Origin of the sequence: Mucilaginibacter rubeus (assembly GCF_014643835.1) — a bacterium.
Classification (GTDB): domain Bacteria; phylum Bacteroidota; class Bacteroidia; order Sphingobacteriales; family Sphingobacteriaceae; genus Mucilaginibacter; species Mucilaginibacter rubeus.
In genome coordinates, this window is sequence record NZ_BMKD01000003.1 from 787,854 (window position 1) to 802,247 (window position 14,394).

Annotated in this window: 9 protein-coding genes; all 9 read left to right on the plus strand. The window is 43.9% G+C overall.

What is annotated here, in order from left to right; all coding sequences use genetic code 11:
- Positions 1-3: 3 nt before the first annotated feature.
- The 9 genes from IEX80_RS13570 to IEX80_RS13610 all read left to right on the plus strand — a co-directional run bounded on the left by IEX80_RS13570 (position 4) and on the right by IEX80_RS13610 (position 14,388).
- The gene (locus tag IEX80_RS13570) at positions 4-1,491 is read left to right on the plus strand and encodes a contractile injection system tape measure protein (RefSeq protein WP_188833194.1); all 1,488 of its coding nucleotides are present in this window, start codon (positions 4-6) and stop codon (positions 1,489-1,491) included.
- Positions 1,488-5,072 carry an eCIS core domain-containing protein gene (locus tag IEX80_RS13575; protein ID WP_188833195.1) on the plus strand — a complete coding sequence of 1,195 codons (3,585 nt, stop codon included), beginning with the start codon at positions 1,488-1,490 and terminating at the stop codon, positions 5,070-5,072. Before IEX80_RS13570 ends, IEX80_RS13575 begins: the two co-directional genes overlap by 4 nt.
- Positions 5,069-6,052, plus strand: a complete 984-nt coding sequence (locus tag IEX80_RS13580; RefSeq protein ID WP_188833196.1) for a tetratricopeptide repeat protein — start codon at positions 5,069-5,071, stop codon at positions 6,050-6,052. Before IEX80_RS13575 ends, IEX80_RS13580 begins: the two co-directional genes overlap by 4 nt.
- A 7-nt stretch (positions 6,053-6,059) precedes the next feature.
- Positions 6,060-7,013 (plus strand): eCIS core domain-containing protein, encoded by a 954-nt coding sequence (locus tag IEX80_RS13585; RefSeq protein ID WP_188833197.1) that lies wholly within the window; start codon positions 6,060-6,062, stop codon positions 7,011-7,013.
- Position 7,014: 1 nt separating this feature from the next.
- Positions 7,015-8,343, plus strand: a complete 1,329-nt coding sequence (locus IEX80_RS13590) for an ATP-binding protein (protein ID WP_188833198.1) — start codon at positions 7,015-7,017, stop codon at positions 8,341-8,343.
- Positions 8,344-8,632: 289 nt separating this feature from the next.
- Complete coding sequence (locus tag IEX80_RS13595; protein WP_188833199.1) at positions 8,633-10,945, plus strand: tetratricopeptide repeat-containing sensor histidine kinase; 2,313 nt, start codon at positions 8,633-8,635, stop codon at positions 10,943-10,945.
- A gap of 3 nt (positions 10,946-10,948) precedes the next feature.
- A complete protein-coding gene (locus IEX80_RS13600) occupies positions 10,949-12,898 on the plus strand; it encodes a sigma 54-interacting transcriptional regulator (RefSeq protein WP_188833200.1) in 1,950 nt (649 codons plus the stop codon).
- Positions 12,899-13,451: 553 nt separating this feature from the next.
- Positions 13,452-13,634: a hypothetical protein gene (locus IEX80_RS13605; RefSeq protein WP_090524214.1), complete on the plus strand. Its 183-nt coding sequence runs from the start codon at positions 13,452-13,454 to the stop codon at positions 13,632-13,634.
- A gap of 208 nt (positions 13,635-13,842) precedes the next feature.
- On the plus strand, positions 13,843-14,388 hold the full coding sequence (locus IEX80_RS13610; protein ID WP_090524217.1) for a GNAT family N-acetyltransferase: 546 nt from the start codon (positions 13,843-13,845) through the stop codon (positions 14,386-14,388).
- The last annotated feature ends 6 nt before the right edge of the window (positions 14,389-14,394 follow it).

Genomic DNA, 14,394 nt, shown 5'->3' on the forward strand with positions numbered 1-14,394 from the left:
GCTATGGCAGGTAGCACACATATCATCCATAAGCTGATACTTGATATTGAAGTATCACACCGAAGCACTGCCCAAAAGGTGCAGGACGAGGCCGTGCGGTACTTTGAACAGGTGCTGCTCAAAAAACTGGAGCAATTGCTGGATGATATGGATCTGCCTGGTCATGTTTTGATAGATAAGATTGATATTGATCTGGGTTCGGGTAAAATGGAAGATGTTTTTGAGCAACTGCAATTTAGGTTATCGAAGGCGCTTGAGCCAGCTTTAAACTCCGGTTTGCTGCCCGACGGAGATGAGCCGGATAATGTCATTGATTATTCACTACTTACCGATGAACAGCAGGCTTTTAATGTATTTGTTTATTTCCTTAACACGGGCAAGCTTCCATGGTATGCTGTTGCTGCAACAGAGTGGCTACAGCAGGAAGATGTTTGGTTAAATAAATTATCGGGGCAGTTGATCAATGATAACGTTTATCAATCAAAACTTATCAATCTTTTTAAGAGCTCACCTCTTGCGGCAGCCAGGTTATTCAGCCAGTTTGGTATGGCTTTTATTAAAAAGCTGGCAATGGTTTTACTTCAGGCCGAGACTTATGGATTTCAAAAAAAGGTCGACGCTGTTGTTGAAGAAATCAGGCGTTTGATAACTGGTGAATCAGCAACAAACATACACGCTAACATTATAGAGGTTTTACCAGCGGAATTTAATAGCGACTCCGGGCAGCAGATCATTGAAAAGCTCTTGCTGATGATTTGCCTGCGGACAGGCCATAGTGAATTTGCTGGTGATAGTGCAATCCTGAAAAAGCTAACCGCTTTAATAACCGGAGAGTTAAAAGCTTCTGTTTCAATTTCTGCGATGAGCCTCATTCAAATAGCCGAAACAGTTATCCAATCAACAGAAAATAAATCGCTGCTGCAAAGTAATAAGCCCATAATCACACCCGATAACACTCCGGAAACAAGCTTGAAAAAAGAAGAAGAAATTGCCGGAACTTATGTAGCCCAGGCCGGTTTGGTGATCCTGCACCCGTTTTTGGAGTATTTCTTTAAAGATTTTGGTTTGCTGCAGGATAACGATTTTGTTGATCTGCCCGCAAGGCAACTGGCCGTTCACCTGCTGCACTATTTAGGTACCGGTAATGTGAATGCCTTTGAATATGACCTTTATTTTGAAAAGTTTTTATGCCGGTGGCCACTTGACGAGCCCTTAGAACGTGAAGTTGAAATACCACAGCGTATGCTTGATGAAGGCGACAATATGCTCCGAACCGTGATAAAATACTGGAAAGCATTAAAAAATACATCGCCCGGCGGCTTGCGCGAAGCATTCTTAATTCGCAACGGGAAACTAATTGAAGCAGAACAGCCTGCCCGCCTTATTGTAGAGCGGATGGACCTGGATATCCTGCTTTCATCACTGCCATGGGGCATTGGCGTAGTTAAACTGCCCTGGATGAATGAACCTTTTTACGTGGAATGGCAATGAAGACACCGCAAAAGGCAGCACCTGCAAACACCAAACAAAACCAGCCCGCAAACAAGCAGGGGGCAGGGAAAGATCCTTTTTTCTCTGCCGCTCATGATGTTGAACAGGCGCAGGAAGCGCCCTTTTTTGAAGGGAATAAGGTTCAGCGTAAAATGACGGTGAATGAACCTGGCGATCATTTTGAACGGCAGGCCGACCAGGTGGCTGATAAAGTTGTTCAGCATATTAATCAGCCTAAAACCGTAGCCAACGCTGCAACTGGTTCTACTACTACCACGGGTCCTGCTAATGCAGCTACCCCCGCTGTGCAAAAGAAAGAAGATAAGAAGGAAGATAAACAGGAAAAAGAGCAGAACGGAGCCGATAAAGAATTACAGCGCCGCCCCATTTTTGAAAGTGATGGCGATCCCAACGAGGGGAATACATTAAAACGCAGCAGCCAGTCGGCCGCTCCGGATGTATCTCCACAAACGCAACAAAAGATCGAAGGCAGCAAAGGCGGCGGCGAACCATTGCCTGCCAATACCCGCGAGGAAATGGAAGGAGCAATGGGCAGGGATTTGAGTGGGGTACGCATCCATAACAACAGTGAAGCCGCCGGATTAAGTAACGATTTACAGGCGCAGGCGTTTACCCACGGCAATGATATTTATTTCGGGGCGGGTAAATATGACCCGCAAAGTAAATCGGGGCAGCACTTGTTAGCGCATGAGGTGACGCATACGGTACAACAGGGGAGTGGATTAAAAAAGAAAATACAACGTAAACCAACTAAGGGCGATGTATCGGGTAATGCAGGTCAGGTTGCTACCGCCGAAAATCCGATTGATACAACAGCATCAAAGGAATCGCTTTTTATACCTAAAATAAACATACCAGGCTTAAAACTTGGCCTTATGCCTGGCTCAACAACTAATTATTCTTTCAAAAAAACTGAGAGGTCGGGCAAACACCTTGCCGATTGGAACGACGCTGCAACCAAAGGAGCTGGTTTTGATACCGTTTTCAATAATAAAAAAACGGCCGAGATCCCCAAAGAGGCTAACGCCTCCAATTTTTTCATGACGCTTGAGTCGGAAAAAAAACTTACTAACCTGAAGCACCTTTTTACCGGCTCCATTACCCAGCTCAAGACTACTTTTGCACGCCCGTTTTGGAACGATAAAGGTCATGAAATAAATAATGGCTATGATGTTGATCACAAAGTTGAGTTACAATTAGGTGGAAAAGATGGCATCTCCAATCTTTGGATGCTTGAGGCCGCAGCAAACAGGTCGTCTGGTTCAAATATCAATACAGAGATCACCTCAAAAGTTGAAGCAGCATTGAATGCCATTACCACCATGCCCAACGGACAAACCAAGCCGGGTGCAGCCGAGGTAATGAGTAAATATACCATTACTGCCGGAACGCTTGACGGGAGCTTGCCTATTAGCGGCGGTAAAGAGGCCTGGGAGTTAAGTGAAATTGAGGCTGGCGACCATCTTAAAAAATTGGTATTTCTCTCAGATACAGATAAAGCGAGAGCAAAACTTATAGATAGCACTAATCTTTCCCTGATCACGAGCGAAAGATATGGAGCAACACAAAATATTAAATGGGCCCCGGAAGCGGGTAAAACAACCGAGAAAGATGTTAATGTTCAGGTAGGGCATATAAAGCGAAACGGTGCTAATCTGAAAATAAGAAAGATTTCTTATGAAGATAAAGACAACACCACGATACTCAGTGCGGGTTCAAAAGGATCTGCTACTATTGAAGTATTCATGGATAACGCGTTTGTGGCGGGGATATCCACAACACAACCAATTGAACCGGTGCCCGGTATATACGGCGGTAGGTTAAGTGGTGTAGCTGTAAAACAGGCTTTAAGTGCAGGGCTAAAGGCAAAGGGATTAAGCCCCATAACAATAACGGAGTTAGATATCGGTGAGTCTGGTTTGATAGGATTCGGCAAGATCAATACCGATGTTCCGATTATCGGAGGTTCCGCTATCGACATTATTTTTAATGAAGATGGTATCAAAATAAGTAAGGTATTTAATTCGGGAGAGATCAAGGTACCACCGCCTTTTAAAATCACCAATACTTCGCTTGAAGTATACGCAGCTACCTCAGGAATCGGCATAAAGGGAGAAGCTAATTTTGAAATAAAGAAACTGGGTAAAGGTAAAGTTGGCGCTATGGCCAACACGTCGGGAGAGTTTGCGCTTGAGGGGGCTTTTGATTTTGATTCAAAAACCTTTAATCCGGCACAAATAAAAGCCTCCTATCGTAATGGAGAATTTAGCGCTTCGGGAGATATTGGCATTCCTGCCGGTAAAATAAAAGGTCTTAAATCGGCGCATATCAATATAAATTATGCCAACAACATATTTAATGCTTCCGGAACAGTCGAGCCTGATATCAAAGGCGTAAAAAGCGCCGAGATCCACGTTACTTATGGAAACGAAACATTGATTATCGGCGGCAGCTTCGTTCTTGACGAAAATATGCCGGGCATCCAAAGCGGCAGCGGGAATGTTGAAGTTACCCGGGGGCCGGATGAAATTTACCATGTAAAAGCCAATGGTAAGGCGATACCTAAAATACCGAAGATCAATACCGAGCTGTCAATCTCTTATGACGATGGCGCGCTGACCATTGAAGGCAAGGCATCTTACGTTGCTGACCGGGTATCAGGCGAAGTCACTGTTGGCGCAACCAATCGAGCTATTGCCGCTGATGGTACACCATCGGGCCCGGCAGGAGATAAGTTTACCGCCTATGGATCGGGTAAGTTAACGCTTAAAGTTACCGATTGGCTGCAGGCATCAGCAAGTGTGAGGGTAACCCCAGCCGGCGAAATTGAAGTTGTTGGCCGTTTGGATCTTCCTTCGGCTGTTGATGTGTTCCCTAAAAAGAGCATCAATAAAGAGCTGTTCAAAGTACCAACCATCCAGATTCCCATATTCGCCATCCCGCTTGGGCCTAAGAGTATCGGTATTGTGGCCACTATTGATGGCGGCCTTGATTTTGATGCAGCTGTAGGCCCCGGCCAACTCAAAGACGTTTTTGGACAGATAGAATTTAACCCCTCACACCCGGAAAATACACGCATTAGCGGCGGGGCAAAATTTGTGATCCCGGCGCATGCCGGTTTAAAATTAAAAGCCGCATTAGGTATTGGTCTGAGTATCGGGCCTGCCAGCGTTACCGGCGGCATCCAAATAGTTGGCGGATTAGGGTTGGAGGGTGAGGCGAGCGCGGCTGCCGACCTGGCCTGGTCGCCCACAACCGGGTTTGAGTTTAACGCTTTAGGCGAGATAGAGGTACACCCTAAGTTTACATTTGATGTAAATGCATTCATTAAAGCCGAACTTGATCTTTTGGTTACAGATATTTCAAAAGAGTGGACTAAAAACCTGGCGTCATTTAGTTATGGCCCTGATCTGCAGGTTAAAGTTTCGCTGCCAATCCATTATAAGGATGGCGAACCGTTTGATGTGAAAACCGATGATATTAAAGTTACCTATCCTGAAATCAGCATTTCTGATATAGCAGGTGGTATAGCAGATAAAGTAAAAGAAGAAATGTTATGAGCAACCGAAGCCAACTAACCGAACTGATAAACCTTGGTGCTATACAGCAGCTTAACGGCAATTTTGAAGCTGCCGAGGCGTATTATGCCAAAGCTGCCGATTTAAATGAGCCCAATGTTACCCTGCTCAATAACCGGGGAATGTTGTTTTACCAGCAAAATAAATTTGCCGAAGCGAAGCTGCTGTTTGAACGTGCTTTAGAAATTGACAGCCAAAATGCTTCGGCATGGCTTAATTTGGCTAATACCGAAGTTTTGCTGGGTCAGTATGATAAGGCTCTAAACGCTTTCAGGCAAACCATTACGCTTAAGGCCGATCAGTTTGAAGCCTGGGAAGGCTTGGCAAAACTGTATATGTTATCGGCAGATATGGAAAGCGCTGAAACATGCTGGCTTAAAGCGGTGGAACTTAACCCCACAAGTTTAAATTTATTGATGGGACTGGCGCAGGTCTATCTTTCAACCGGCAGGTATGATGAAGCTTTTGAAATGGCCGACTATGTTTTATCAGAGAACCCGCAAAACAGCAGGGCATTGCAAACTGCGGGTCTGTCCCAATTAATGATAAAAAACTATGCGTCGGCTACAGGGTACCTGATCAGGTATTTGATGCTGTTTCCTGGCGATATTGCGGTACGTAACCACCTGGCCGTTGCTTATTTGCAAAGCGGTCAGTTAAATGAAGGGGCGGCAGAATACGAGCGGATCCTGGAATATGACCCTGAAAACGAGGAGATAAGGCTAAATACAGGAGTGCTTTGCCTTGGGCTTAACCGTTTTGACGCCGCGTTTGCACACCTGGAACTATTGCTTGAACAACATCCCGAAAACAAAAAAGGAAAACTATACCTGGGCATAGCGTTAGCTAATTTAAATCAGAGAGATAAGGCAAAGATGATTTTTGAAGACCTGCTGCATGAACCCGGCGAATGGGGCGCTCATGCCAAAAAGCAATTGGATCTGTTAAACAATTTAAACTAAACCTCCTATGAAATACATCCAAAATACACGCCAGCCGCTTAGTCAGAAACAGGCGGATAAAGCCGAGAAACCGTTTTTTAATGGCAGCCGCGAAAAAAGCAAGCAGGATAGTGATGCCTTTTTCCAGGCGAGGAAGATTGACGGCAACCAGGACAGTGCCCTTGAACAGGAGGCCGATGCGGTAGCACATAAGGTGACTATGGCACAGCAGGCAACTGCTAATTCATCGCAGCGAATGGGGCAAATGAGCGTTCAAAAAAAGGGGGCGGATGAGGAAAAGGATGCGAAATCGACTCAGAAAAAAGAACAAAAGGACGAGAAGGAGGAAGGCAAGCCGCAGAAAAAAGACGAAAAGAAAGAAGAAGAGAAACCAACTCAGAAGAAAGAGGAGGATAAAAAAGATAAAGAGCCCCAAAAGAAAGAAGAAGATAAAAAGGATAAAGAAGGGGTTCAGAAAAAAGAGGAAGAGAAAAAGGACAAAGAACCGCAAAAGAAGGAAGAAGACAAAAAAGACAAGGAGCCGCAAAAAAAAGGCGAAGAAGATAAAAAGGACGAAGGCAAGCCTCAGAAAAAAGAAAAAGGCGAAGAAAAAGACGATAAGGCTGCTGCACAAAAAAAGGAAGAAAAAGGCGGCGGTGTAGAAAAAACCGAAGGCAGGCCCGAACCCCCGGAAGCAAAGTTCGACAGGTTGCTGAACGAAAGTAAAGGTGGAGGCAGTCCCTTACCTGCCAAAGTACGTACGCAATTGGAGCATCAGATGAACGCCAATTTTGAACAGGTGAAAATCCACACCGGGCAGCAGGCTGTTGAGCTTTGCAACCTTTCAAAAGCGCAGGCGTTTACGCATGGTAACGATATTTATTTTAACGCAGCCAAGTTTGACCCCGAAAGCACGGCAGGTATGAACCTGCTGGCGCACGAGTTAACCCATGTTGTACAGCAAAACGGTCCGCGTAAATAAAATGGATACTAATATTAAGCAATTAAAAGCGCTGATGCAGTATACAGCCGGTTGTGTTGAAGCCAGGTTGCAAACTGTATTTGGTAACGACGCAACTTATTTGCCTCCGCTGCTGCCCCAGTTAGAGCGAAATGGTAGTGTGCTCGAAAAATTAATTGATGATCATGGCTTGAACAGCAATGAGGTTATTATACTAATGATGGCCCTGGTACCTCATTTACAGGTTGAGTTTTTTGATGAAATTATTCAGCCTTACATGCGTGAATCGGGTGATTTTCAGCAGATTGGTGGAGTTAGGAGCCGTAACGGACGCAGCTTTTTGCCAACCGGTCAAACAGCGGTTTTTGTTTTGGCAGGCGATGACCTGGAAAAGCGGCTGGAGATAGCTGATCTTTTTCATCATCATAGTAATTTGGCGAAGCAGCACATTTTATACCTGGAGGATGTGCCCGAAGGTGAGCCTGCTTTATCCGGCAGATTATTGTTACAGCCCGAATATGTTGAACTTTTGATCAGCGGCACCGAATCTATTCCCAAACTAAGTATGAACTTTCCGGCACAATACCTGGAAACTACCTATAACTGGGATGACCTTGTACTCAATGATACCACCCGCAGGCAAATTGCGGAGCTGGAAAACTGGGTGAACTACCAGCAGGTATTAATGACCGACTGGGGCATGGAACGGAAACTGAAACCAGGCTATCGGGCATTATTTCACGGCCCGCCGGGAACGGGAAAAACACTTACCGCATCTCTGCTTGGTAAGTACACGGGTAAGCCGGTTTTCAGGATCGATCTGTCAATGATCGTATCCAAGTTTATAGGCGAAACAGAAAAGAATCTCTCCAAGCTATTTGAAAAGGCCGATAATAAAAACTGGATCCTGTTTTTTGACGAAGCCGATGCGCTTTTTGGCAAACGGACTAACGTTAAAGATGCACACGATAAATATGCCAACCAGGAAGCATCGTACCTGCTGCAGCGTGTGGAGCAGCATAATGGCCTGGTAATACTGGCAACTAATTTTAAAAATAACATTGATGAGGCCTTTATGCGCCGGTTTCAGTCGGTTATAAACTTCCCGCTGCCCAATGCCGATGAACGCTATACTATCTGGCAAAAATCATTTCCGCCTAAAGCCAACCTCAACGGGCACATTAACCTTGAGCAGATCTCGCGTAAATATGAGCTCAGTGGTTCCGGGATCTTGAATGTAGTACAATTTGCCTGCCTGCAAATGCTGGCCCGCAAGGAAAACCGCATAACCTCTGAACTAATATTGGAAGGTATTGAAAGAGAGTATACTAAAGAGAACCGGGTTTGGTAGGAACTTCCGGGATATAAATCCGAAATTTCTCTGCTATCTATAATCTGTACAATCGAATCCATGATCTGTACATTGGCTGGTTGAGCAGGCTTCGGGATTTTTATGCCGGTCCGGATCCTGATTATCTCAGCAATAAAGAAAATTTAGCTTTCTGCTTATTGATGCCGTTTGCATAAAATTGAATAAATTTAGCAAATCATCGCCTATCACTATTCCGTGACTTTCACAGGAGATGATTTCGTTATGGTTTTGTCGGTAATTATCTCTGGGGCAATAAAATACTAAGTGTATGTTTAAATATATAGCGACATGTTTTATTGCTTTAATTTTTGCCCCAAGCGTTTCCGGGCAAAAAAAGATGGACATTGCTACCATCAAACTCAACCTCGATAACCAAAAAAACAAAGTCGACACCAATACTATTAAGCTGCAAATACAATTAGGCAGCTATTATCTCAACAAGCAAGGCGACCACAAAGAGGTGCTGGATAGCGGCATCACCGCTTTCAATAAAGCCATACAAATGAGTGTTGCCATCCATTCGGCAAAGTGGCTTAACGAAGCTATGATGCTTAAAGGGACGGCGTATCTAAAGCAGGACAACCTGAAGCAGGGTAAAGCTGTTTTTATGGAAGTGGTTGGTTATTACCATAAAACAGGTGATCAGTACCAGGAAGGTAAAACCCTGGCCCGCTTAGGCGATAATATATCTATAGACAATACAGTTGCCATTCCTGATAAAATAAATAGTTATGAGCAGGCCCGGGCCTTATTTCAGCAAACGGGCCATAAACTGGATGAGGCTGATATGAACAAGAACATAGCCGACATCCATCTTAGCCAAAAGAAACTTGATCTGGCCGAAACCGAACTGCGCCAGGTGCTGGCCCAATACAAAGCAATAGGTTATAAACAACTTCATTATACCTATCATTCCCTTGCCGAGATAAGCAAACAAAAGGTTGATCTGCATAACGAGCTTTTATATCGCCATGAGGTAATAAAAAGCATGAACGCCACGGCTGATACGGCTTTGGCCGATTTTTATTACGCCAAACTTGCATTGGTATACGCCGATCTGAATAAATATGACCAAAGCCTCATCTATATTCTTAAATCGGCAGAGATACTAAAGCATAGAAAACAATACGAAGATTTTTATGGGTACCTGAGCCTCATTATTTATGATTTCATAACAGCTAAAAGGCCTAAAGAAGCACTGGCATACTTGAAACAGGCGGTAAAAGATGTACCACCAAAGATCCTGGCGCAAAAGGTTGATATGTATGAGGCATTTGGCAATATCTACGTTGCACTGAAAGATTACCCGGAAGCTGAGCGATACTATCTGAAAATGATGGATGTTTATAAGGTTACTAACTTTAGTAAAGACTTTTATACCACCAACGAGCAAATGGTTACAGATTTTGTGCATTACAACGAAACCATGGCCGGCTTTTACCTGCTTATTCAACAATATAAAAAGGCGGGCATTTATACAAAACAGATCTTATCGCTGCCATCAAATACCATAAGGCCTATCACACTCACCAAGATACATGGCATGCAGTTCCGGATTGATTCGGCATCCGGCAACTATGTAGCTGCTATAAAACATTTCGAGATCCATAAACGCCTTGATGACTCGTTGTTTAATGCCATTAAAAATAAGCAGATAGAGGAGCTTGATATCAGATATAAGACTAATGAAAACAAGCAGTCGATAAGGTTTTTACAGGAACAGAGCAAGAATCAAAAAGCCGAACTGCAAAAGGTAAACATGCAGCGTAACATTACTTTTGGCGGTGTGGCCATGCTCATCATTATAGCAGGTTTGGCATTTAATGGCTACCGGCACAAGCAAAGGAGCAACCAGCAATTACAGTTAAAACAAACGGAAATTAACAATCAGAACCTATCGTTACAAATCCTGCTTAACGAAAAGGATGGTCTGTTAGATGAAAAGGACTGGCTGTTAAAGGAAGTGCATCACCGGGTAAAAAACAACCTGCAAATTGTAATGAGCCTGCTTAATACGCAATCGGCATTTTTGAAGAACAACGCGGCACTTGCCGCAATCCGGGAAAGTCAAAACCGGGTACAGGCCATAGCGCTTATTCATCAAAAGCTGTACAGTAATTCGGATGTGGCTTATATCGATATGTCGGTTTATATTAATGAGCTGATCAATTATCTGGCCGATTGTTATGATCCCGGCGATAGGGGAATTCGTTTTGAGCAAATGATAAAGCCCGTTAAGCTTGATGTTGCCCAGGCCGTACCCGTAGGGCTTATACTAAACGAGGCCATTACAAACGCCATAAAATATGCCTTTCCTGCGCAGCGGGGCGAAATTAAAGTAGCCTTACAACTGGCCGAGGAGACTATTATACTCACCATAGCCGATAATGGAATAGGCTTGCCTGTTAATTTTGACATCCAAAAAGCAAGCTCATTAGGGATGGAAATGATGAAAGCATTAAGTAAACAACTGGGTGGTTATTTTAAAATAGAAAATTACGGCGGCGCTATAATCACCGTGGAATTCAGGGCCGAGAAGATGTTAAATAATATTGAACGAAAAACTTTTGCAGCTAATTAAAATATGAACAAAAAGATATTAATAGTTGAGGATGAGTCGCTGGTGGCGTATGATCTGAAATTAATATTAACCCGTGCCGGTTATAAAGTTTGCGGCATTGCCGATTCTGTACCCGAAGCGTTGGAGATCATTGGCGAGCAAAAACCGGAAATGGTATTGCTTGATATATTTTTAAAGGGCAGCCTGAATGGTATTGACCTTGCCAAAGTGCTCACTTCAAAAAATATAGCATTTGTATACCTGTCGGCTAATTTTCAGGAAAGTATCCTGGAACGGGCAAAGGCTACGCAACCCTATGGTTTTTTGGTAAAGCCATTCCGCGAAAAAGAACTACTGATAACCCTTGACGTGGCATTTTATCGCCATCAAAACAGTATTGAATCCAAATTGCGCCAGGAGCAGGCCCTGGAACAAGTATTTAAAAATATTGTTGCCGAACCGATAAACTGGAAACAAAAGTTGTTGAAAATAGCAATGAGTATCCAGCCGCATGTACCGTTTGATTATTTAACTGTTACCATGAAAAATGGTGCGGGTTTTCCTGACAACGCCATTTCATTTTTGCGTACCGGATTTGATGAATACCAGGTAATAGGCCCGGATGAATTGGTAAACATCACAAAAACAAATAAAAAACAGCTTAACCGGATGCAGGATGACAGTCCGCGGATAACCAAGGCTGATTTTTATAATGCCGGCAATTTTGTTAAGATTTGGCCGCAGTTTCCCGTTAAAAAGCTTATAGCCCAGGTTTTTAATATGCAATCGTTTTTAGGATTGCCTTTGCTTTCGTCTGGTGGGGATGTTATTCATTTTTCGTTTTACAGCCGCAAAACCGATTGTTATACCAATGATCATTTGATCTTGTTAGATCGGCTGCACAGATTATTACTGACCACGGTGGAGGCGATCATCCCATTTGATGCGCCTGAGCCGTCACCACCCAGAATTGATAAATCAGGCCAAAATCAATTGAGTGAGAAAAACAAAGCAGCAGGCTTTAAAGATATTATCGGTAAAAGCCATCAGATGCTCACCGTACTTGATCACATTGGTATAGTGGCTCCGCTTGATACATCGGTATTGGTTTTAGGCGAAAGCGGTACCGGTAAGGAGCAGATAGCCAAGAGTATCCACTATCTGTCGCCCCGTAAAAACAAGCCTTTGGTAGTGGTAAACTGTGCCTCCATGCCGGCTACCCTGATTGAGTCCGAATTGTTCGGGCACGAAAAAGGTGCTTTCACCGGGGCTGTGGAAAAACGTACGGGCAAATTTGAACTGGCCGATGGCGGTACTATTTTCCTGGATGAGATAGGCGAAATGCCGGCCGAGCTACAGGTGAAGCTGTTACGCGTATTACAGGAGCAGGAAATTGAACGCATTGGCGGCAGGGGCCCGGTGAAGATCAACGTACGCATAGTTGCGGCTACTAACCGCAACCTTGAAAAAGAAGTTGAAGAAGGCCGCTTCAGGCTCGACTTATATTACAGGCTGTTTGTGTTCCCAATCATCATTCCACCTTTAAGGGAACGTAAAGATGATATTCCGGTATTGGCTAATCATTTCCTGGCACGATACGCGCAAAAGATCGGTAAAGCGGTAACGGGGATCTCAGCAAACGTAATGGCCCAACTGCTTGAATACCACTGGCCGGGCAACGTGCGCGAGCTGGAACATTTTATTGAACGCAGTATCCTGTTAACGGATGGCCCGGTAATAAAAGATGCTTACCTGCCCAAGCTGCAGGGAAAAAAGGAAAGCCCTGCCTTTGCCGATATAGCAACCGACAGATTGAAAACCATTGATGAACACGCCCGCGACCATATTTTGGAGGTTTTGAAACGGTGCAATGGTAAAATAAGCGGCAAGGACGGGGCCGCATCTAAATTAGGTTTGCCGCCATCAACCCTGCATTCAAAAATGCAAAAGCTGGGGATCAAAAAGTGGGAGTAGGGCTGCTATATTTTATAGTAACTTATTGATTTTAAGTTGGTTTTGATTGGGGCGAACTTAAAGTAAACGTTCTCGCCGGGAGACTGCTGTGGGAGGTAACCCTGCCTGTTGTTTAATTTATTGATTATCAATTATATGTGTTAGGTTTTTACGATTTCTGTTAACCCTGTTAACCCCCCCGCTGGCCGTTAACTTAAAGGATTAAAGTGTGAGGAAATGGGAGATTCCCCGCCTGAGAGGGGAGAGAGGTGTGTTTCTGCTTTGATAAATCTACAGCAGAAACACACCCCTGCTACCGCTCATGCCCCGGGGCGCGCTCTTGAGTGAGGATTGTAAAGTTTTTGATCGATCAGTCATTTAATTTACACAACTCTTTAATAACATCGGCCTGCTTTCAATACTTTATCATTTTGATAATTTATATATCCCAAAATGATAGGAGGGCGATGGCTGCTTGTGGCCGCTTTGGTGCAGTGTGCGTATTTTGACGGCTTTATTAGCTTTTGGCATAGGTTTAGTTTATTGCCGGTTTTTATGATTAAGTTAAAAAGCCATGGCAGCATTTTATATTATACTTAAAGTTACCGCTTTAATAGCAGTTATTATTGTTTCAATTACCGGCCCTAAAAAGAAAAAAGCATCCCCTAAAACTGAGATAAGCGGATTGGCTGTAAATGCCGATGGCTGCCTTGAGCATTTCAAAAACAGCCCTGAATACCATCAGCCGGTTGAATAATTATCAAAATATCTTGTTTTGAAAATAGAAGCCTTTCATTTTGATAGGCTTTTTTTATGCTCCGGACCTGCGCTAAAAACTAAAATCTTCATTTACATGGCCTAAACCTATAAATGGTACAAGCGTACCACAACGGGCATTCTTTTAGCATTGGGATATGTACAGTTATTCAACAAATCCGTGCTGATAGCTGAAATAAACATATAAAATGGAAGATGAACGAATTATTGTAAGGCCGGCTATTCCGGCCGATGTAGTGTTCGCCGACGAAATTATCAGGGAAATGGAAAGTTCGGCCATAGCAAGAGGCTCGGGTATTTCCAAAAGATCGGCCGCCTCAGTAATAGAAAAAATCGATACTGGCAAAGCTATAATGGCCGTAACTGAAAATGGCGAATGGGTAGGTTTCTCCTACATCGAAACCTGGGACGATGGGAAATTTGTATCCAACAGCGGGCTCATCGTATCACCGCAACGCCGTAACCAGGGTGTAGCCTCCGAAATTAAGAACCGTATTTTTAACCTTTCGCGCAGTAAATACCCAACCGCCAAAATATTCAGTATCACATCTGGTTTGGCCATCATGAAAATGAATACCCGTCTTGGCTTTGAGCCCGTAACCTATGCCGAAGTAGCAGGTGAACCTCGTTTTTGGGATGCCTGCAAAAGCTGTGTAAACTACGATGTGCTGCAAAGTAAAAATCGCTGCAATTGCCTGTGTACGGCCATGTTATTCGACCCCCAACTAAACTAATCAGTT